This is a genomic window from Haladaptatus salinisoli, from assembly GCF_020614375.1.
GTDB classification, from domain to species: domain Archaea; phylum Halobacteriota; class Halobacteria; order Halobacteriales; family Haladaptataceae; genus Haladaptatus; species Haladaptatus salinisoli.
In genome coordinates this window covers 1,323,673-1,343,851 of sequence record NZ_CP085327.1, presented here as the reverse complement: position 1 = coordinate 1,343,851, position 20,179 = coordinate 1,323,673, and the positions used below count along the sequence as shown (strand labels likewise).

The 20,179-nt window shown below is 65.6% G+C and carries 16 protein-coding genes and 1 pseudogene; 10 read left to right on the top strand and 7 right to left on the bottom strand.

The features are described from left to right. The first annotated feature begins 20 nt into the window (after positions 1-20). Both smc and LIX00_RS07310 read left to right on the top strand, forming a co-directional pair. The gene (gene smc, locus LIX00_RS07315; RefSeq protein WP_227355547.1) at positions 21-3,599 is read left to right on the top strand and encodes a chromosome segregation protein SMC; all 3,579 of its coding nucleotides are present in this window, start codon (positions 21-23) and stop codon (positions 3,597-3,599) included. A 25-nt stretch (positions 3,600-3,624) separates the two neighbouring features. Continuing rightward, positions 3,625-4,425 (top strand): annotated as a pseudogene (locus tag LIX00_RS07310) (segregation/condensation protein A); the annotation flags it as partial. A 5-nt stretch (positions 4,426-4,430) separates the two neighbouring features. Here the strand turns inward: LIX00_RS07310 and LIX00_RS07305 are convergent. Then, complete coding sequence (locus tag LIX00_RS07305) at positions 4,431-5,498, bottom strand: pyridoxal-phosphate-dependent aminotransferase family protein (protein WP_227355545.1); 1,068 nt, start codon at positions 5,496-5,498, stop codon at positions 4,431-4,433. Positions 5,499-5,611: 113 nt separating this feature from the next. Continuing rightward, positions 5,612-6,460, bottom strand: coding sequence for an S-methyl-5'-thioadenosine phosphorylase (mtnP, locus tag LIX00_RS07300; RefSeq protein WP_227355544.1), 849 nt, complete (start codon positions 6,458-6,460; stop codon positions 5,612-5,614). Positions 6,461-6,567: 107 nt separating this feature from the next. On the opposite strand from mtnP, the gene LIX00_RS07295 reads away from it, so the two are divergent. Further along, positions 6,568-7,980 (top strand): MATE family efflux transporter, encoded by a 1,413-nt coding sequence (locus LIX00_RS07295; protein WP_227355543.1) that lies wholly within the window; start codon positions 6,568-6,570, stop codon positions 7,978-7,980. Here LIX00_RS07295 and LIX00_RS07290 read toward each other — a convergent pair whose 3' ends face one another. Then, the gene (locus tag LIX00_RS07290) at positions 7,981-8,580 is read right to left on the bottom strand and encodes an HD domain-containing protein (protein WP_227355542.1); all 600 of its coding nucleotides are present in this window, start codon (positions 8,578-8,580) and stop codon (positions 7,981-7,983) included. It abuts the gene before it with no gap. 11 nt (positions 8,581-8,591) lie between these two features. Next, on the bottom strand, positions 8,592-9,314 hold the full coding sequence (locus LIX00_RS07285) for a phosphoribosyltransferase (protein WP_227355541.1): 723 nt from the start codon (positions 9,312-9,314) through the stop codon (positions 8,592-8,594). Between the two features lie 189 nt (positions 9,315-9,503). On the opposite strand from LIX00_RS07285, the gene LIX00_RS07280 reads away from it, so the two are divergent. Beyond that, positions 9,504-10,841 (top strand): chymotrypsin family serine protease, encoded by a 1,338-nt coding sequence (locus LIX00_RS07280; RefSeq protein ID WP_227355540.1) that lies wholly within the window; start codon positions 9,504-9,506, stop codon positions 10,839-10,841. Between the two features lie 189 nt (positions 10,842-11,030). Continuing rightward, positions 11,031-11,930: a PhzF family phenazine biosynthesis protein gene (locus tag LIX00_RS07275; protein ID WP_227355539.1), complete on the top strand. Its 900-nt coding sequence runs from the start codon at positions 11,031-11,033 to the stop codon at positions 11,928-11,930. Here LIX00_RS07275 and LIX00_RS07270 read toward each other — a convergent pair. After that, a complete protein-coding gene (locus tag LIX00_RS07270) occupies positions 11,927-12,274 on the bottom strand; it encodes a KTSC domain-containing protein (RefSeq protein ID WP_227355538.1) in 348 nt (115 codons plus the stop codon). The two genes, LIX00_RS07275 and LIX00_RS07270, sit on opposite strands and share 4 nt — an antisense overlap. A gap of 186 nt (positions 12,275-12,460) precedes the next feature. Here LIX00_RS07270 and ppsA point away from each other — a divergent pair, with 186 nt between their 5' ends. From ppsA to mfnA, 3 genes are all read left to right on the top strand, one after another. Further along, complete coding sequence (gene ppsA, locus LIX00_RS07265) at positions 12,461-14,767, top strand: pyruvate, water dikinase (RefSeq protein ID WP_227355537.1); 2,307 nt, start codon at positions 12,461-12,463, stop codon at positions 14,765-14,767. 74 nt (positions 14,768-14,841) lie between these two features. Beyond that, entirely contained in the window at positions 14,842-15,114 is a 273-nt protein-coding gene (locus LIX00_RS07260; protein WP_227355536.1) for a hypothetical protein, read from the top strand. A gap of 38 nt (positions 15,115-15,152) precedes the next feature. Further along, positions 15,153-16,205: a tyrosine decarboxylase MfnA gene (gene mfnA / locus LIX00_RS07255; protein WP_227355535.1), complete on the top strand. Its 1,053-nt coding sequence runs from the start codon at positions 15,153-15,155 to the stop codon at positions 16,203-16,205. On the opposite strand, the gene LIX00_RS07250 is transcribed toward mfnA, so the two are convergent. Next, positions 16,200-16,730: an HVO_2922 family protein gene (locus LIX00_RS07250; protein WP_227355534.1), complete on the bottom strand. Its 531-nt coding sequence runs from the start codon at positions 16,728-16,730 to the stop codon at positions 16,200-16,202. The two genes, mfnA and LIX00_RS07250, sit on opposite strands and share 6 nt — an antisense overlap. Positions 16,731-16,838: 108 nt before the next feature. On the opposite strand from LIX00_RS07250, the gene LIX00_RS07245 reads away from it, so the two are divergent. Both LIX00_RS07245 and metG read left to right on the top strand, forming a co-directional pair. Continuing rightward, on the top strand, positions 16,839-17,414 hold the full coding sequence (locus LIX00_RS07245) for a YqaA family protein (RefSeq protein WP_368410722.1): 576 nt from the start codon (positions 16,839-16,841) through the stop codon (positions 17,412-17,414). Positions 17,415-17,726: 312 nt separating this feature from the next. Continuing rightward, complete coding sequence (metG, locus tag LIX00_RS07240) at positions 17,727-19,784, top strand: methionine--tRNA ligase (protein ID WP_227355533.1); 2,058 nt, start codon at positions 17,727-17,729, stop codon at positions 19,782-19,784. Here the strand turns inward: metG and LIX00_RS07235 are convergent, their stop codons facing one another. Beyond that, positions 19,785-20,069: a GYD domain-containing protein gene (locus LIX00_RS07235; RefSeq protein ID WP_227355532.1), complete on the bottom strand. Its 285-nt coding sequence runs from the start codon at positions 20,067-20,069 to the stop codon at positions 19,785-19,787. It abuts the gene before it with no gap. Positions 20,070-20,179 lie beyond the last annotated feature (110 nt).

Below are 20,179 nucleotides of genomic sequence, written 5' to 3'. Positions count from 1 at the left end.
GCCCTCCCCACGAGCAACTCATGCACATCAAATCGCTCGTCCTCGACAAGTTCAAGAGCTTCGGTAGAAAGACCGAAATCCCCTTCTACGAGGATTTCACCGTCGTCACCGGTCCGAACGGCTCCGGAAAGAGCAACATCATCGACAGCGTCCTCTTCGCGCTCGGCCTCGCTCGAACGCGGGGCATCCGCGCCGAGAAGTTGACCGACCTCATCTACAACCCCGGCTACGACGAGGGCGAACCCGAGCGAAACGGCCCGCTCGAAGCCTCCGTCGAAGTCGTGCTCGACAACTCCGACGGCACGTTAGACCGGTCGCAGATCGTCAACGCCGCCGGGACGGACAACGTCGGCGACGCGGACGAGATAACCATCAAGCGCCGGGTGAAGGAGACCGAGGACAACTACTACTCCTACTACTACCTGAACGGTCGCTCGGTCAACCTCTCCGACATCCAGGACCTGCTCGCGCAGGCGGGCGTGACGCCGGAGGGCTACAACGTCGTCATGCAGGGCGACGTGACCGGCATCATCAACATGACGCCCTACGAGCGACGCGAGATAATCGACGAAATCGCGGGCGTCGCTGAGTTCGACGCGAAGAAAGAGGACGCGCTGGAAGAACTGGAAGTCGTCAAAGACCGCGTCGAGGAGGCCGAACTCCGCATCGAGGAGAAAGAGGACCGACTCGACCAACTCCGGGACGAGCGCGAGACGGCGCTCGAATATCAGGGGCTCCGAGACGAGAAAGAGGAGTACGAGGGCTACCTGAAGGCGGCCGAACTCGAGGAGAAGCGGGCGGACTTGACGGCGACCCGGGACGACATCGACTCCCGCAAGGAGGAACTCGTCTCCCTCCAGCGCGAGTTGGACGAGCGCCAGGGTCGCGTCGTCCGCCTCGAAGACCAGTTGGAGGAGCTCAACACCGAAATCGAGCGCAAGGGCGAGGACGAACAGCTCGCCATCAAGAGCGATATCGAGGAGGTGAAAGGCGAAATCGCCCGCCTCGAAGATCGCATCGGGACGGCGAAAGAGAAGATTCAGGACGCCGAAAACCGCAGGCGACAGGCGTTCGTCGAAATCGACCGCAAGCAGGAGACGGTCGACGAGTTGGACGGCGACATCCGCGACATCAAAATCGAGAAGGCCTCGGTCAAGGGTGACATCGGCACGAAGGAGGCCGAACTCGCGGAGATAGAGGAGGAGATAGAGAGCGTCGACACCGAGTACGACGAGGTGAAAGCCGACCTCGCCGAGAAGAAGGCGGCGCTGGAGGAGGAAAAGAGCGCGAAGAACGAGCGCCAGCGGGAGAAAGACCGCCTGCTCGACGAGGCCCGGCGGCGCTCGAACTCGGTGAACGAGAAGCAGGCGGAACTCGATTCGGCCCGCGAGCGGATCCCCGAACTGGAAACCGAACTGCAGGACCTCGCGGACGAACTGCTCAAAGCGGAGCGGAACGCCGAGCAGATAGAGGACGTGGTCGCCGACCTGAAATCGGAGAAGCGCGAACTCCAGTCCGACCTCGATTCGGTCGAAGACCGCCTGCAGGCGAAACAGCAGGAGTACGCGGAACTCGACGCTCGGGCGCAGGAGAGCGGCGATTCCTCCTACGGGCGCGCGGTTTCGACCGTCCTGAACGCGGAGATGGACGGCGTCCACGGCACCGTCGCGCAGATAGGCAGCGTCGGCCAGCAGTACGCGACCGCCTGCGAGACGGCGGCGGGCGGGCGGATGGCGCACGTCGTGGTCGACGACGACAACGTCGGCCAGCGGTGTATCGAGTACCTGAAGCGCCGAAACGCCGGACGCGCTACCTTCCTGCCCATCACGAAGATGCGCGACCGCGGCCTCCCGTCCGCGCCGAACCTGCCGGGCGTGGTCGACTTCGCGTACAACCTCATCGACTTCGATTCGCGGTACTCGGCGGTGTTCTCCTACATCGTCGGCGACACCCTCGTCGTCGAGGACATGGAGACGGCCCGCGAACTGATGGGCGATTTCCGCCTCGTGACGCTGTCGGGCGAACTGGTCGAGAAGAGCGGCGCGATGACCGGCGGTTCGACCAGCGGGTCGCGCTACTCCTTCTCGGCGTCCGGCAAGGGTCAACTGGAACGCGTCGCCCGACAGATCAACGAGTTGGAGGACGAACGCCGGTCGGTTCGCGAATCCATCCGCGACGTCGAAGGGCGACTGGACGACGCCCGCGACCGCCAGAGCGACGCGGCGGACCAGGTGCGCTCCATCGAGAACGACATCGAGCGCAAGGAGGACGAACTCGAATCCGTCGAGAGCGAGATCGACTCGCTCAAGGAGGACATCGAGGAGCTACAGGCCGAGCGCGAGTCGGTCGACGACGAGATGCAGGCACTCGAATCCGACATCGCGGCGCACGAGGAGACCATCGCGGACATCGAGGACGCCGTCGCGGAACTCGAAGCCGAACTCGCCGATTCGAAGATCCCGGAACTGTCGAGCAGGGCGGACGACGTGAACGAGGAGATAGACGCCCTCGAAGACCGGATGGACGAGTTGGACGGTCGGCTGAACGAACTGCAACTCGAAAAGCAGTACGCGGAGGACGCCATCGACGACCTCCACGACGACATCGAATCCGCGCAGAACCGCAAGGCGGAGCAGGAAGAACTCATCGAGGAGCTGGAAGCGGACATCGAGAACCGCGAGGAGACCCTCGAAGAAAAGCGCGAGGCGGTCGAGGAACTCGAAGACGAACTCGCGGAACTCAAAGCGGAGCGGAGCGACCTCAAAGAGGAACTGCAGGACGCGAAGTCGAAGCGCGACGACCAGCAACAGCAGGTCGAAGCGGTCGAGAATCGGCTCGAGAGCCTCCGACGGAGCGCGAATCGCCTCGAAGCCGACGTGGCCGAACTCCGCGAGGAGGTCGGCGACTACGACCCAGAGGAGGTGCCCGACCACGACGAGGTGCGAGAGAACATCGACCGCCTCGAACGCCGGATGGAGGCGCTCGAACCCGTCAACATGCTCGCCATCGACGAGTACGACGACGTCGAGAGCGACCTCGCCGACCTGAAAGAGCGCAAGACGACGCTGGTGGAGGAACGCGACGGTATCCGAGAGCGCATCGACTCCTACGAATCCCAGAAGAAAGCGACGTTCATGGACGCCTTCGACGCCATCGACGACCACTTCCAGGACATCTTCACGCGCCTCTCCGCGGGGTCGGGCGAACTGTTCCTCGAAAACGAGGACGACCCCTTCGACGGCGGCCTGACGATGAAAGCCCAACCCGGCGACAAGCCGGTGCAGCGCCTCGACGCGATGAGCGGCGGCGAAAAGTCGCTGACCGCGCTCGCGTTCATCTTCGCCATCCAGCGGTACAACCCCGCGCCGTTCTACGCGCTCGACGAGGTGGACGCCTTCCTCGACGCGGTGAACGCCGAACGGGTCGGGGAGATGGTGGACGAACTCGCGGGCGACGCGCAGTTCGTCGTCGTCTCGCACCGCTCGGCCATGCTCGACCGCTCGGAGCGCGCCATCGGCGTGACGATGCAGGGCGACAACGTGAGCAGCGTGACGGGCATTCGACTGGACGGCGAACAGGAGGTGCCCGCCGATGATTGACGGACTCGCCCCCGAGAATCGACCCGACGAGACCGACGACGACGAGGTCGAACCGGTCGAACTGCTCGTCCAACTCGCGGAGGAGGGCGAGATAGAACCGTGGGACATCGACATCGTGGAGGTGACGGACAAGTTCCTCGCGCGACTGGACGAGGCCGACCTCCGAACGTCGGGGCGGGCGCTCTTCTACGCCAGCGTCCTCCTGCGGATGAAGAGCGACGCGCTCCTCGCGGACGACGAGCCCGAGGAAGAGGAACTCGAACCGTGGGAAGCCCCGATGGCGATGGACGACGCGGGCGGTTTCGACCCCGTGGCGTCGCTGGAGGACGAGATGGAGCGCCGACTGGACCGAAAGCACGCCCGCGGCAACCCGGAGACGCTGGACGAACTCGTCCGCGACCTGCGCGAGCGAGAGCGCGGGTCGTGGTGGAAGGAGTCCCGCACCTACGACACCAGCGACTCGCCGAAGGGGTTCCGCCGGGGGACGCAGACCTTGGATTACCACGCGGGCGACGACATGCGGTTCGACGACGAACCGACCGAGTCGGAGGTGACCGGCACGACCCACGACGAGGACATCGAGGCGGTCATCGACGACGTGCAGGCCGCGCTCGTCGCCCAGTACGAGGCGGGGCGAACGGAAGTGCTGTACGCCGAGATCGACGGCGTCGGCCCGACGCGGGTCGAAACCTACCTCGCGCTGCTGTTTCTCGCGCACCGCAGCGCCATCACGCTCGAACAAGACGATCTGTTCGGCGACCTCTGGGTACAGGACGCCCGCGGCGCGGAGAAAGAGGAGGAACCGGCGGAACTGCTCGCGGACTAGTCCGGCTACTCCAGCACCCGCTCCAGCGCGTCCATCGTCTTCTCGACGCGCGATTCCCGCGCGTTGTACCCCATGTGACCGACGCGCAGGATATCGTCGGCCATCTCGCCGAGTCCGGTGGCGACGAGAACGTCCTGTTCGTCGTGGAGTCGCCGCTGGACCTCCGTCGCCCGCCCATCGAGTTCGAGCGCCGTGACGGTCGGCGAGCAGAGCGACTCGGAACCCGGGAACGGTTCCAGTCCTAGTTCGCGGCCCCGCTCGCGGCAACGCTCCGCCGCGCGCCGGTGGCGGTCGAAGACCGACTCAAGCCCCTCGTCCAGAATCCGGTCGAGCGACGCCTCCAGCGCGTAGAGGTTCGAGACGAGGTGGGTGTAGGGGAGAAAGGAGAAGTCCGGTTCCCGCCACGGTTCGAGGCTGGTGTAAAAGGAGTCCTGCTCGGTCGCCTCGACCTTCTCCCACGCCGCGTCGCTCACCGACAGCGTCGTCAGGCCGGGCGGGGAGCTGAAACACTTCTGGGAGGCTCCGAGACAGACGTCGATGCGCTCGACGGGAACCGGCGTCCCGCCGAGCGACGAGACGGCGTCGACGACGGTCAGGACGCCCGCGTCCCGCAGGGTCGCCAGGACCTCGCCGAAGTCGTTAAGCAGGCCGGTCGGCGTCTCGCAGTGCACCATCGTCGCGGCGGCGAACTCCTCTTCCTCGACCAGCGACGCGATTTCGTCCGCGTCGAATCCCTCGGTGTACTCGACGCCGTGGGTGACCGCTTCGCCGCCGGCCATCTCCACGAAGTCCGAGAAGCCGTCGCCGTACACTCCGTTGGCGAGGCAGAGCACGCGCTCGCCCGGCGCGACGAGCGAATCGACGGCGGCTTCGAGGCCGAGGATTCCTTCGCCGCCGAGGACGACCACGTCGTCGTCGGTGTCGTAGACGGTCGCCAGTTTGTCCAACAGGGTTTCGTAGTACGACGCGAACTCCGGGTCGACGTCCGGGTTCACGGCGGGGCGGGCCATCGCCTCCCGCACGTCGTCGGGAACCGCGGTCGGGCCCGGCGTCATCGTGAGCGTTTCGTCCATGGTAGGTAGCTCTCGCGGCCCAAGTTAAATCGTGTCCCGCCGACCGCTTCCGAGTCGTCGACGCCGACGACCCCCGAAACGTCCCCCGAACGGGAGCGGGAACCGGAACCGAGTTAGAGGTACTCGCCGACCAGCAGTTCGACGCGCTCCCGCGTCTCGTCCGAAATCGCCTCGGTCGGCGTGTTGATGGTGCCTTCCAGCGCGCGCCCGCAGTCGCAGTCGCGTTCGTCGGGCATCGTCCGGATGGCGTGCTCGACCACGTCCTTGATCGCGTCCTCGTTCTCCGCGGCGTTTTCGAGCACTTCTTGCAGGGTAACCTCGTTGTCTTCCTTCCACACGTCGTAGTCGGTGACGCCCGCCACCGTGGCGTAACACATCTCGGCTTCGCGGGCGAGTTTCGCCTCCGGAATCGCGGTCATCCCGATTATCTCGAACCCCTGCGCGCGGTAGAACTCGCTCTCGGCGCGCGTCGAGTACTGAGGTCCCTCGATGCAGACGTAGGTGCCGCCCGACTCGCGGTTCGCGTCGGTCGCCGCCTCTCCTGCGTCCGAGAGGTGCGAGACCATGTGCGGGCAGTAGGGTTCCGCGAAGGGCATGTGGACGACCATCCCGTCGCCGAAGAACGTCGGCGTCCGGTGTTTCGTCCGGTCGAATATCTGGTCGGGAATCACGAGCGTCTGCGGCGGTAGCTCATCGCGGAGGCTGCCGACCGCGTTGCTGGCGAGAATCCGATCCACGCCGAGCTGTTTCAGCGCGTGGATGTTCGCCCGGTACGGTGCCTCGGTGGGCGTGTGTCGGTGGTTCGGCCCGTGACGCGGCATGAACGCCACTTCCTTTCCGGCCAGTTCGCCGACGGTGACGGGCGCGCTCGGGTCGCCGAACGGGGTCGTCACGCGCTCTTTGCGGGTGTTCTCGAGCGGCAGTGCGTCGTAGATTCCGCTTCCGCCGATGAAGCCGATCATGGCGGGCACTGCGTCCGGCGGTCACCTAAACGACTCGGGTTCGATTCGTGCCGAGTGATATCACATCATACGAGAGTTGAAGTACCGGCGACGGGTCGTAACGCTCCATGTCCTCTCCCCGTCACGGCAGCGAACTCACCGACGGGTCGCTGGTCGGCCCGATGGTGCGGCTCGCGTGGCCCATCGTCGTCATCCAACTCCTTCAGGTCGCGTACAACGTCGCCGACACGTTCTGGCTCGGCGCGCTCTCCTCGGACGCGGTCGGCGCGCTCTCGCTGGCGTTCCCGCTCATCTTCTTTCTCATCTCCGTCGGCGGGGGATTCACCGCCGCCGGGAGCATCCTCGTCGCGCAGCACGTCGGCGCGGGGAGCGAGGACGAGGCGAGCGCGGTGGCCGGGCAGACGCTCTCGTTCGTCTCGGTCGTCGCGGTCGGCATCGGTCTCGTCGGCTTTCTGCTCGTCGACCCGATGCTCGGTCTCCTCCCCGCCGACGAGCGGACCGCCCTGCTCGTCGTTCCGATGGCCGCCGATTACATGCGGGTGTTCTTCCTCGGCTCGCCGTTCCTCTTCGGCTTCTTCGTCTTCGTCTCCCTGATGCGCGGCTACGGCAATACCCGGACGCCGATGCGCATCATGGCCGTCAGCGTCGTCGTGAACGTCGTACTCGACCCCCTGTTCATCTTCGGCTGGGGGCCGATGGAGGGAATGGGTATCGAGGGTGCCGCGATAGCCACGGTGCTCTCGCGGGCGGTCGCCACGGCCCTGGGACTGTACATCATCTTCGGCACCGACGCCGGCCCGGAAGTGCGAGTGCGCCACCTCAAGCCCGACTTCGCTCGAATCCGCGAAATCGTCCGGCTCGGCGTGCCGACCGCCGCCGAGCAGTCCACGAGTTCGCTGGCGATGGTCGTGCTCACCGGGATGGTGGCGACGTTCCCGCCCGCGGTCGTCACGGCCTACGGTCTCGGCAACCGCCTCTCGTCGCTGGTCTTCCTGCCCGCGATGGGACTCGGACAGGCGACGAACACGATGGTCGGACAGAACCTCGGGGCCGAGCGACCGGACAGGGCGGAGCGCGCGGTTCGGCTGGCCGTCGCGCTGGTCGCGGGCGTGATGCTCGCGGTGTCGCTCGTCGCCGCGCTGTTCCCCGAACCGCTCGTGTCGGTCTTCCTCAGCGCCGACACGCCGCGGGTCGCCGAAACAATCGAGCACGGGAGCGACTATCTCAGAATCATGGCCGTAATGTTCGTCTTCATGGGCGTCCTGCAGGTCGTCCTCGGCGCGTTCCGCGGCGCGGGCAACACGAAGACGGCGATGGCGTTCTCGATGGTGACGCTGTGGGTCGCCCGCGTCCCCGCGACCTACTACCTCGTCTTCGTCGAGGGCTGGGGACCGACCGGAATCTGGGTGGCCGTCGCGCTCGGCGACATCGTGGGCGCTATCGCCGCGGTCGCGTGGTTCCTCCGGGGCACGTGGAAGCGGACGGTGGTTTCGGAGAGCGACCCGACGCTCGCGGACTGATCACCCGGGGGAATCGGTTCCGTCGCGGGCGGCTTCGTACCGCGTTTCGATCGCTTCGAACAGTCGTCGTCCGACGTCGGTTCGGAGACGCGGCTCCGCCGTCGCGAAGAACTCGTCCAAATTTTCGTACTCCTCGAAGTGCTCGCTCTCCCCGTCGTATCGTCGCTCGCGCTCGTAAACGAGCGCCTGCAAGCACATCTCCACCAGGTCCATATCCTTGACGAACTTCGCCTCCGGGGTTTCGCGGGCCTCGTACTCCTCCCAGAGTTCGCGCACGTGGCCGTCGAGCGGTTCGGCGAGTTCGTCCATCGCCTCCAGTTCGTTTCGACGCTTCTCGTCGGCGGAAACGCGCTGGTCGGCCTCGGCCGCCCGCGTGGCGATGTCGCCGGTCTTCGCCTCCGCGAGATCGTGGACGACCGCCATCCCGAGCGCCCTGTCGACGTCGACGCCCGCCTCGTCGCCGTACTGCAAGCAGAGCAGTGCGACGCCCCACGCGTGGTCGGCGACCGATTCCGGGTCGGAGACGTTCCGAAGTTGCCAGCCGGTTCTGCGCTCGTCTTTCAGCGCGAACGCCTCGGCGAGAGCGTCGATGGTCTCCATCTCTCGGTCCGTTACTGCGCGCCGCTCGCGTCTTCGAGCAGCCGCCAGCCCCCGTCTTCGCCCGACTCCTCGCGCGCGAGCTCGCCCCGGCGCTCCATCTCGGCGAGCACTTCGTCCAGTCGGTCGGGTTGTGCGATTTCCATTTGGATGCGCTCTATGTCGTGGTACTCGTTCAGGTAGTGGCGGATGTCGTCCTTCGAGAACACCTCGACGTCGGCCCTGTCCATCGTGCTGCCGGTGATGTCTATCATGTCCTCGATGAAGTTCCACGGGTAGACGATCCACGCCCACTCCTCGAGGCGCTCGCCGATGTAATCGGGTTCGAACTCGCTGGTCTGGAGCAGTTGGAGCGTCCCCGTCCTGACCTCCCCGGCCTCGCGGTCGGTCACGTACTCGTAGGCGCGCTCGATGGAACCGCCGGTGTCAGCGATGTCGTCGATGATGAGCACGTCCTTGTCCTCGACGCTCCCTTCGGGCATCGGGTAACGAATCTCGGGTTCGCCCGACTTCTGGGCCGTGCCGACGTAGTGTTCCATCTTGAGGCTCGTGAGGTCGTCCAGTCCGAGGAAATCGCAGATGCAGCGCCCGGCGAACCAGCCCCCTCGTGCCAGCGCGACGACGACGTCCGGCTCGTACTCCGAGTCTTTCACCTGGTCGCTCACGTCCCGACAGAGGCCGTAGATGTAGTCCCAGTTGGTTATCGTGCATTTGAAATCGTCCGGGAGGTCGCTCATACCAAATCGAGAGTCGCGCGCCGTGCCACTTAACGGTTTACAGGTGGGCGTCGCGCTTGAGACGGTTCGCTATCACCGCCGTCGCGGGTGCCGTCGCCGCGGGTCGTTCTCGCGTGCGAACCCATAGCACTATTACCGTCGAGAGTTAATATCATAGTACAAGGTCGTGAAACGACCCCCCAAAGAGCCATGACTCACACCCAAGACTTCGAAGACCTCCTCGACTGCAAGAACGTGCTCGGCGTCGAGTACGAGGAGGAGACGAACACGCTCACGGTGTTCGTCTCCCAGAAACTCCCCGAGAGCGAACTCGCCGACGAGGACAACGTGGAAAAGCGCGTCGCCGACGCCGACGTCGAACTCAAGGTCGAAGACGCGGGGTACGGCGACGAGCGCGAGGGGTTCGACGCCCTCTCGCTCGTGGAACCGATCCCGGAGGCCGATAAGGACCGAAAAGACCGCCACCGACCGGTCGTCGGGGGCGTCAGCGAGATAAACGCGAAGTCGACCGCCGCGACCGCGGGTCCGTACCCCGCTCGCGTGACCGACGCGTCGAAGGCGAACTGGAGCGACGCCGTCTCGAACGGCGACCTCGTGCGCCTCTCGAACAACCACGTCTACGCTCGCGTCAATAAAGCTCAACTCGGCGAACCCATCGTCCAGCCCTCTCCCCGCGACGGCGGCGGCCTTCCCGACGACAAGACCGGCGAACTTCGGGGGTACGTCACCGTCGAGGACGGCTCGCTGGTGGACGTGGCGGCGCGGTCCGCCGACCCCGAACGGGAGTCGCCGGAGTACCACGAACTGGACGACTCGTGGCCCACGGGCGTCCGACGCGAGGGGTACCGCTCGCTCAAGGGGGAGACAGTCACGAAGACGGGGCGAACGACCGGCGTCACGCAGAGCCAAGTGAGGGCCGTCGGTGCGAGCGTTCGCGTGAACTTCGGCGAGGCCGGAACCCTGACGCTCCGCGACCAAATCATCGCGGGCGCGATGTCGAAGGGCGGCGACAGCGGGTCGCCCGTCTTTCACGATTCGTCCGGCGAACTCGTCGGCCTGCTCTTCGCCGGGTCGAAGCGACAGACCATCTTCAACAAGATAGGCAACGTCGAATCGGAGTTGGGGGTCGAACTGCTGACCGAGGAACCCGGAGGCGGTGGAGGGGGAGTCGGTGGTGGCGGAGACGGCGGGGGGAAGGGCGGCGACACGTCGCCGACCTACCGCGAGACGTTCGACACGACCGTCACCGTCTCGATGAACAGCCCGGAGCTCTCGCTGGAGTCGTTCTCGGTTCGGGGGTCGCCCTCCCCCGGCGCGGCGGTCGACGCCACCGCGGCGGTGTCCGGCACCGCGCCGGGAACCGGATGGTTGGAAGTGCAGGGGACGCGCACCACCTTCGAGCTGACCGAGAAGCACGCCCGCGGCGGGAAGTACCGCCGAGACGTGGCGGTGACGCTCACCGTGCCGGAGTCGCCCGGCGACTCGTTCGAGGTTCGCGTCGAAGGCGGGTACGTCGACTCGGCGTAGGCGGCGTTCGGGCGGATATTTCGTCTCGCGGGTGATAGCCGAGTCCCGTTCGGGAGACGTTCGGATAGCTCCTCTCGGTGCGTTTTACTGCGTCCGATCGTTCGACGCGACGAAAACGATAGACCGAATCTTCGTCTACCCCCGACGTGGAACCGAGAATTAAACCCCTCCCCGAACGAAATCCCGAGCATGCAAACCGTCCGTACCCTCCTGGTGGACGCCTTCACCGACGAGCCGCTGACCGGAAACGCGGCGGGCGTCGTGCCGGAGGCCGACGAGTTGACCGACGACCAGATGCAGGCCATCGCCCGCGAACTCGCCGCGAGCGAGACGGCCTTCCTCCGGGCGAGCGAGGAGGCCGACCGCCGCGTGCGCTACTTCACGCCGACGACGGAGGTGGACCTCTGCGGCCACGCCACCGTCGCGTCGCACGTCCACCTGCTCGAAGACGGCGCGGTCGAACCGGGCGCGCACACCCTCGAAACGAACGTCGGCGTGCTCGACATCGACGTGGCGGACGACGGAACGGTCTGGATGACGCAGGACGACCCCGATATCGAGCGCGTCGAACTGGACTACGACCGGGTTGGGGAGGCGCTCGGCGTCGACCCGGCGGCGCTCCGCGACGTGGGGGCCGACCTCCCGCTCGCGGTGGCCTCCACGGGCCTCCCCTTCCTCGTCGTGCCCGTCAACTTCCTCGAACACGTCGGCGGCGCGGAACCGGACGCGGCGGCCGTCGAGGCCCTCTGCGGGGAGGTCGACGCGGTCGGCGTCTACGCCTTCACCTTCGACGCCGTCGACGCCGACTCGACGCTCCACGGGCGGATGTTCGCGCCGCTCGCGGGCGTCCCCGAGGACCCCGTAACCGGAACCGCCAGCGGGGCGGTCGGCGCGTACCTTCGGGAGTCGGACGCCTTCGACGAGCCCCCGGACGAGATGCGCTTCGAGCAGGGTCACTTCGTGGACAGACCCGGTAGCGTTCGCGTGCGCGTGGACGACGAGGTGCGGGTCGGCGGACGGGCGACCACCGTGTTGGACGGTCGGTTGGTCGTCCCCGAGGCGGAGGACGACGGCATCGTCGAACTCTAGCGTATCCGCCGGTAGTCGTACTCGTCCCTGACGTTCTCGTGGAAATACGAGCCGTGCGACCCGGCGCTGAGCAGTTCCTGGTACACCGACTGCGGGACGTTCCGGTACCGATAGACGCCGCCGCTGTGGAACTCGATTTCCAGCGCCTCCTCGCTCGGGTCGTAGCCGACGCTCGCCAGGTTGGACGAGGTCACCGGCGTTCGCGTCCGCGTCACGTACTCCAACTTCTCGTACGGCACGTACCCCACCACGCCCTGCTCCCGGTCTCTGAGCACGATTCCCCGCTGCGCCTCCTCGAACTCGTCGCATTCGACCGGTTCGCCCCCTTCGATGTGCGCTTTCATCGTCGGATGAACGGCGGCGTCCCGCCTCAAAGCATCGGCCCTCCGAGCGGTTTGTCCGACTCCGCGCGTCGGTTCCGCGAAGTCGCCGGCTAACGATTTACGGTTGTACTCGCCCGCGAGTTAATTATCCCGGTAGTTTTGGTCGGAACATTCTTTATGTGTCTGCTTGTTCCCACCCATACGCACATGGTTGTACTCTGGCTGGAAGATATCAGTGCAGACGACCTCGAACTGGTCGGTGGCAAGGGTGCGTCGCTCGGTGAACTCACGGGCGCGGACCTCCCCGTCCCGCCGGGATTCGTCGTGACCGCCGAGAGCTATCGGCGGTTCATCGAGGATACCGGCATCGCCGACGAACTGTTCGAGGCCGTCGACGTCGATACCGAGGATTCTGCGGCACTGGCAGAAGCCGAGTCGCGGGCGGAGGAACTCATCCTCGGAACCGAGATTCCCGACGATATTCGAGACGGAATCCTCGGCGCTTACGACGACCTGGACGACGGGAAGGCGTTCGTCGCGGTTCGCTCGTCCGCGACGGCGGAGGACCTCCCCGACGCCTCGTTCGCGGGCCAACAGGAGACCTTTCTCAACATCACCCGCGACGACCTCGTCGAGCGCGTGAAACAGTGCTGGGCGTCGCTCTTCACGCAGCGAGCTATCTACTACCGGCAGGAGAAGAACTTCGACCACGAGAAGGTGGACATCGCGGTCGTCGTTCAGCGCATGGTCGACGCGGAGAAGAGCGGCGTCATGTTCACCAGCCACCCGTCGACCGGGGAGAAGAAGATCATCATCGAGTCCGCGTGGGGACTCGGCGAGGCGGTCGTATCGGGGTCCGTTTCCCCGGACAACTACGTCGTCGACCGGGCCTCCGGGGAGACGGTGGACGTCACCATCGCCGACAAGAAGGTGATGCACGAGAAAGACTCCGAGACGGGAGAGACCGTCGAGAGGGACGTCCCCGAGGAGAAACGAAACGCCCGGGTCCTCACCGAGGACGACATCGACCGACTCGTGGAACTCGGCGAGGAGGTCGAAGACCACTACGGAACCCCGCAGGACGTGGAGTGGGCCATCCTCGACGGCGAGGTTTTCATGCTCCAGTCGCGCCCCATCACGACCATCGACGATGGCGGCGACATCGAGTCCGACTCCGAGGCCAGCACGGCCGAGGGCGTCGCCGACGGGAGCGGTGCGGTCGAGGCGACGAGCGCCGAAAAACAGGAGGTCGTCGTGAGCGGTCTGGGTGCGAGTCCGGGCATCGCCAGCGGCGCGGTGCGGATAGTGACGAAACTCGACCAACTCGACAAGGTCGAGGAAGGAGACGTTATCGTCACCGAGATGACGACTCCCGACATGGTTCCCGCGATGAAGCGCGCCGCGGGCATCGTCACGGACGAGGGCGGGATGACCAGCCACGCCGCCATCGTCTCGCGCGAACTCGGCGTCCCGGCGGTCGTCGGCTGTGGCAACGCGACCGACTCGCTGGAAGACGACCAGATCATCACGCTGGACGGCGATAAGGGTACCATCCGGGAGGGTAAAACCGAGCGCGAACGGGAGCGCGAACCCATCGAGGAGGCCCGCCCGAAGACCCCCGTCAAACCGATGACGGCGACGGAGGTCAAAGTGAACGTCTCCATCCCGGAGGCGGCCGAGCGCGCCGCCGCCACGGGTGCCGACGGCGTCGGCCTGCTCCGGATGGAGCACATGATTCTCTCGACCAACAAGACGCCCGAGCGGTACATCGAGGACCACGGGGTGGACGCCTACGTGGACGAAATCGTGGAGGGGATTCGCGGCGTCGCGGAGGAGTTCTACCCCCGGTCCGTGCGCGTGCGCACGCTCGACGCGCCGACCGACGAGTTCCGGCAACTACAGGGCGGCGAGAACGAACCGGACGAGCACAATCCGATGCTCGGCTGGCGCGGCATCCGCCGCAGCCTCGACAAGCAGGACGTGTTCCAGCACGAACTCGACGCCTTCAGCGAACTGTACGGGATGGGCTACGACAACGTCGAGATAATGTTCCCGCTCGTCAACGACGCGGAGGACGTGTACCGCGCTCGTCGCCTGCTCTCCGAGACGGGCATCGACCCCGACAAGCGCTCGTGGGGCGTGATGATAGAGACGCCGGCGAGCGCGCTCCAGATAGAGGAGATGGCCGAGGCGGGCATCAAGTTCGCCAGTTTCGGGACGAACGACCTCACCCAGTACACGCTCGCGGTCGACCGCAACAACGAGAACGTCGCCGGACGGTTCGACGAACTCCACCCCGCCGTGCTCGAACTCATCGGCCAGACCATCGACTGCTGTCGCGAGCACGACATCAACACGAGCATCTGCGGACAGGCGGGGTCGAAACCGGAGATGGTTCGCTTCCTCGTCAACCGCGGCGTCTCGTCCATCTCGGCGAACATCGACGCGGTGCGCGACGTGCAACACGAGGTGAAGCGCGTCGAGCAGAAACTGATGCTCGATTCGGTGCGCTGAGCTAGGTTTTTTTACCGACCGGTTCCCGACGGTCAGTGATATTATATATAGTAACGGACCCAATTCGGGTAGAAATGCACCCCCGACTTCGTGCCGCCCTCCTCGTAGCGATGCTCCTCCTCGCCGATTGCATCGGGTTCCTCTCGACGGGCACCGCATCGACCACGACGGACGGAAGGATTCCCGCAACCACCGTCACGACGCGAACGACCGTCGAACCGACCGACGCGCCCGCGGAACGCATCGACGGCGAGTGCTCGATAACCGTTCTCGACCCGAACGGGAACGCCGTCCTCTCGATGGGTTTCAGCGTCGGTCACGCCGAGAGCTCCGGCGATTCGTCGTAGAACGGAACGAATAAACCCGACGCGTCGAATCTGAGGGTATGCAGGTGGCCGCGCCGCAGTCGTTCCGCCGGGTGCTCTCGTCGATGTGTACCGAACCCCACCCGGCGGCCCGCGACGCCGCCGAGCGATTTTTGGCGTCGAACCCGGGCGACCCGACGACGTACCCCACGGTCTCCGCGCTCGAAGACGACGCGGTCGAGTTGTTGGGCGAGATAACCGGTCTGGAGAGCCCCCACGGCTACGTCGCCAGCGGCGGAACGGAGGCGAACGTTCAGGCGGTTCGTGCGGCGCGCAACCTCGCGGAGACGGACGAACCGAACGTCGTCGCGCCCGAGAGCGCCCACTTCAGCTTCCAGAAGGCCGCCGAAGTGCTCGGCGTCGAACTGCGACTCGCGGCGGTCGACGCCGACCGCCGCGCCGACCCGGAGGCGGTGGCGGAACTGGTCGACGACGACACCGTCGTCGTCGTCGGTATCGCGGGGACGACCGAGTACGGGCGCGTCGACCCGATACCGGCGCTCGGCGAAATCGCCCGCGACGCCGGGGCGCTGTTCCACGTCGACGCGGCGTGGGGCGGGTTCGTGCTCCCGTTCACCGACCGCGAGTGGCACTTCGGGCACGCGCCGGTGGACACGATGACCATCGACCCGCACAAGATGGGGCAGGCGGCGGTTCCGGCGGGCGGGTTTCTGGCTCGGGAGAAACGGGTGCTGGACGCGCTCGCGGTCGAGACGCCGTACCTCGAATCGACCTCGCAGGCGACCCTCACGGGAACGCGGAGCGGCGCGGGCGTCGCCAGCGCCCGCGCCGCGATGGACGCGCTCTGGCCTGACGGCTACCGCGAGCAGTACGAGCGCTCCCAAGCCAACGCCGAGTGGATCGCCGAGGCGTTCGAATCGAGCGGCTACGACGTGGTCGACCCCGTGTTGCCGCTGGTCGCGGCCGACGTGCCGCGGGAGACGGTCGAGGAACTGCAGGCGAGAGGGTGGCGCGTCTCGCCGACGGGGTCGGGCGAACTCAGAATCGTCTGCATGCCCCACGTCACCCGTTCGATGCTGGAGGAGTTCGCCGCCGACCTCGACGCGCTATAGCTCCTCGACGGGTGCCCCGAGCGCGTTGCGTTTGACGCTTCTGACGCCCTTTTTCGCCGCCTGCTTCGATGAGTATCCGCCGCCGCCGTCGGCGATGACGTTCCCGTTCCGGTGGACCAGCCGCCAGCGCCAATCGCCGCTCTTGTCCTCGTACACCTCGAAGGACGCCTGCGCGGGCGGGCGCAGCGCTTCGACGACGCTCCCGTCGTTCTGCGTCACCGAGACGGGCCACGACTCGGGCTCCGCGGCCCCGGTCGCGTCGGTGAGTCTACGGGCGAATCGGGCCAGCGTCGACCCGTAGCGTTCGAGCGACTCAATCGAAACGTCTCGATCGAAGAGCGATTCGCCGTCGGAGGTCATGCTGATGCGCCGTCCTCGGAGTTCGAGACCGCCGGCGGGTTCGTCCCACTCGCCGTCCCGTCGGTAGTCGACGGTGAGACGGAGCGCTCCGTCGTCGGCGTCGTAGGTCACCTTCGCCCGGAGGTTCGGGTGAATGGCGACGCGATATTCGCTGTCCGAGTTCACGCCGGTTCGTTCGTACCGACTCCGTATGAGTCTGTTCGCCAACGCTAATTTCCGCAGACAGTTTCACCGATGTTAAAGTTTACATCGGTCGGCCACCGAAGGACTCTCGTGTCAGGGATTCTCGCCTTGCTCGTCGATTCCGTCGTGAACGCGGTCTCGTTCGGGTCGTTCGGTTGGTTGGAGGAAGCGGTCAAGGGTGCGACGGGGTGGGCCGGCCTGATACTCATCGCCGTCTACTCGTTTCTCATCTCCTTCATCCTCCCGCTTCCCAGCGAGGTCGTGTTGCTCGCGCCGCTCAACCTCGGCGTCGGCGACGTGGCGCAGTACACCCTCATCGTCGTCGTCAGCGGACTCGGCAAGGCCGCCGGAAGCGTGTTCGCGTTTCACATCGGACAGGAAGCGAAACAGTCCGGTCCGGTCATCAGAGCGCTCCGGCGCTCGCGGTTCGACGTGGTCGAGCGGTCGGAGCGGAAGACGGTCGAACTCGCCCGAAAGTGGGGGTACGTCGGACTGGCGCTGGCGCTCTGCGTTCCGTTTTTTCCGGACACGATTTCGATATACGCGTTCTCGATTCTGGAGGAGGATTACCTGAAGTTCGCGGCGGCCACCTTCGCGGGGAGCGTCGGCCGACTGCTGCTGACCTTGGGGATCAGCGCCGGCGTCATCGCGCTGTCCGTTCCGTGACGCCGACGTTCGGAGCGTCGCCGGGGCGATTCGAAGAGTCCCCGTTCGCGGCCAAGAGTTTATATACTGTCACGAACCTATCCGACACCATGCGTCGGACGGCCCACCCCGTCGCCTCGCCTATGCGTAGCCAGCGATAGCGCCGGGTGAATCCTTCTGGGCCGAACGGCGGTCGGTTCTCCGGGGGTGAAACCCGGCGGTTCGAGTATCGCTCGCGAGCAACCGCTGTACCCACCGACCGATCACGCGAAACCCACATGACGAGACAGCGAAACCGGCGGGTTTTACACCCGCACCGAAGGAGATGCTAGTATGAGCCACGACGACTACCCCACGGACAATCCCGCGGTGGTGACCTGCGGACTCCCCTACGCGAACGGGGACTTGCACATCGGTCACCTGCGAACGTACGTCAGCGGCGACGTGTTCGCGCGCGCCCTCGAAACGCTCGGACAGCAGACCGCGTTCGTCTCCGGGTCGGACATGCACGGGACTCCCGTGACGGTGCTCGCCGAACGGGAGGGCGTCTCCCCCGACGAGGTCGCCCTCCGGTACTACGAAGAGCACAGGGAGCTGTTTCCGAGGTTCGACGTCGAGTTCGACAACTACGGCCACACCGACGACGAGACGAACGTCGCGCTGACGAAGGAGTTCGTGCGCACCCTCGACGAGGAGGGCCACATCTACGAGAAAGACATCATGGTCGCCTACGACCCGGCCGAGGAGCAGTCGCTTCCCGACCGATACGTCGAGGGAACCTGTCCCTACTGCGGCGCGAAAGCCCGCGGCGACGAGTGCGACGAGGGCTGCGGTCGCCACCTCGAACCCGGCGAGATCGAAGACCCGCGGAGCACCATCACCGGGAACCCGGCGGAGTACCGCGAACAGACGCACAAGTTCTTCCGCGTGTCGGACTTCCAGGAGTACCTGCAGGGGTTCATCGACCGCCTCGAAGGAACCGACAACGCGCGGAACCAGCCCCGGGAGTGGATCGAGGGCGAACTTCGAGACTGGTGTATCACCCGCGATATGGATTGGGGTATCGAGTACCCCGGAGAGGGAGCGGAAGACCTCGTGCTCTACGTCTGGGTGGACGCACCCATCGAGTACGTCTCCTCGACCAAGCAGTACACCGAGCGCGTCGGCGAGGAGACGTACGACTGGGAAGAAGCGTGGAAGGAATCGGGCGATATCGTCCACATCATCGGACGCGACATCATCCAGCACCACACCGTCTTCTGGCCGGCCATGCTCCGCGGCGTCGGCTACAACGAACCGCGCGCCGTCATGGCCAGCGGATTCATGACGCTCAACGGGAAGGGGTTCTCGAAAAGTCGAAATCGCGCGGTTTGGGCCGAGGAGTATCTCGACGAGGGACTCCACCCCGACCTCCTGCGGTACTACCTCGCCACCAACGGCGGCTTTCAGCAGGACGTCGATTTCTCGTGGGAGAAGTTCCAGGAGCGCGTCAACGGCGAACTCGTCGGAACGGTCGGCAACTTCCTCTACCGTTCGTTGCTGTTCGCCTACCGGAACTACGAGGGGACGCCCGATACCCCCCTCTCGGAGGAGGTCGAGCATCGAATCGAGAGCGCGATAGACGACTTCGGCGAGGCGGTCAACGACTACTCCATCAGGAACGTCGGGAACGCCGCGGTCGAACTCGCCCGGTACGGTAACGAGTACATCCAACGCAACGAACCGTGGAAGCTGACCGACGAAGACCCCGAGCGGGCGGCGCAGGTCATCCGCGACTGCGTGCAGATCGCGAAGGCCATCGCGGTGCTATCGTCCCCGATCCTGTCCGGAAAGGCCGACGACCTCTGGTCGCAACTCGGCGAGGACGGTTCCGTTCACGACGCCGGCATCGACGTCGCGCTGGCCGAACCGCCGGAGGATTTCGGCGAACCGGACGAACTGTTCGGGAAGATAGAAGACGAGCGCGTCGAGGAACTGAACGAGAAGCTTCGGGAGCGCACCGAAGCGGCTGCGTCGGACGACGAGGAAGCGGAAGACGAGAGCGCGACCGACGACTTCCAACCCGTCTCCGACGATCGAATCAGCTTCGACGAGTTCCAGGACCTCGACCTCCGGGTCGGGCGCATCGAGACCGCGGAGCCGATAGAGGGCGCCGACGCCCTCGTCCGCCTCGAAGTCGACATCGGCGTCGAAACGCGCCAGATCGTCGCGGGGCTGAAACAGCTTCACGACGTGGACGACCTTCCGGGAACGAAGATCGTCGTGGTGGCGAACCTCGAAAAAGCCGAACTGTTCGGCGTCGAGAGCAACGGGATGTTGCTGGCGGCGGGCGAGCAGGCCGACCTGCTGACGACCTACGGCGACGCCGAGCCGGGGACGAAGATACAGTAATCAGAGGTCCTCGACGAGGCTCGCGAACTCCGCCATCGGGATAATCTCCATCGTCTGCATGTCGAGCCCGTAGCGCTCGATGCACAGCGACGCCTGATAGGCCGTGTCGCGGCTCTCGGCGTCGATGATGAGGAGGAAATCGTACTCCCCTAAAATCGCGTACGTCTCTTCCAACGTCGCGTCGTGCTGTTCCAGTTCCGTCCGAACGTCGCCCCAGATAGACGCGAGCTCCTGGACGTTCTGATAGTTCTGTTCGACGTTGACGAGCGACGCGTACTTGGACATATTTTCCGGTTTTGGAGGGGACATAAATATCGGTTGTGGCTAGTTTGCACACCTCCTCCCCCTTCCGCTTTCGCCGGCTGTGAACTCGTCCGCGAGTTAACTGCGAGGTT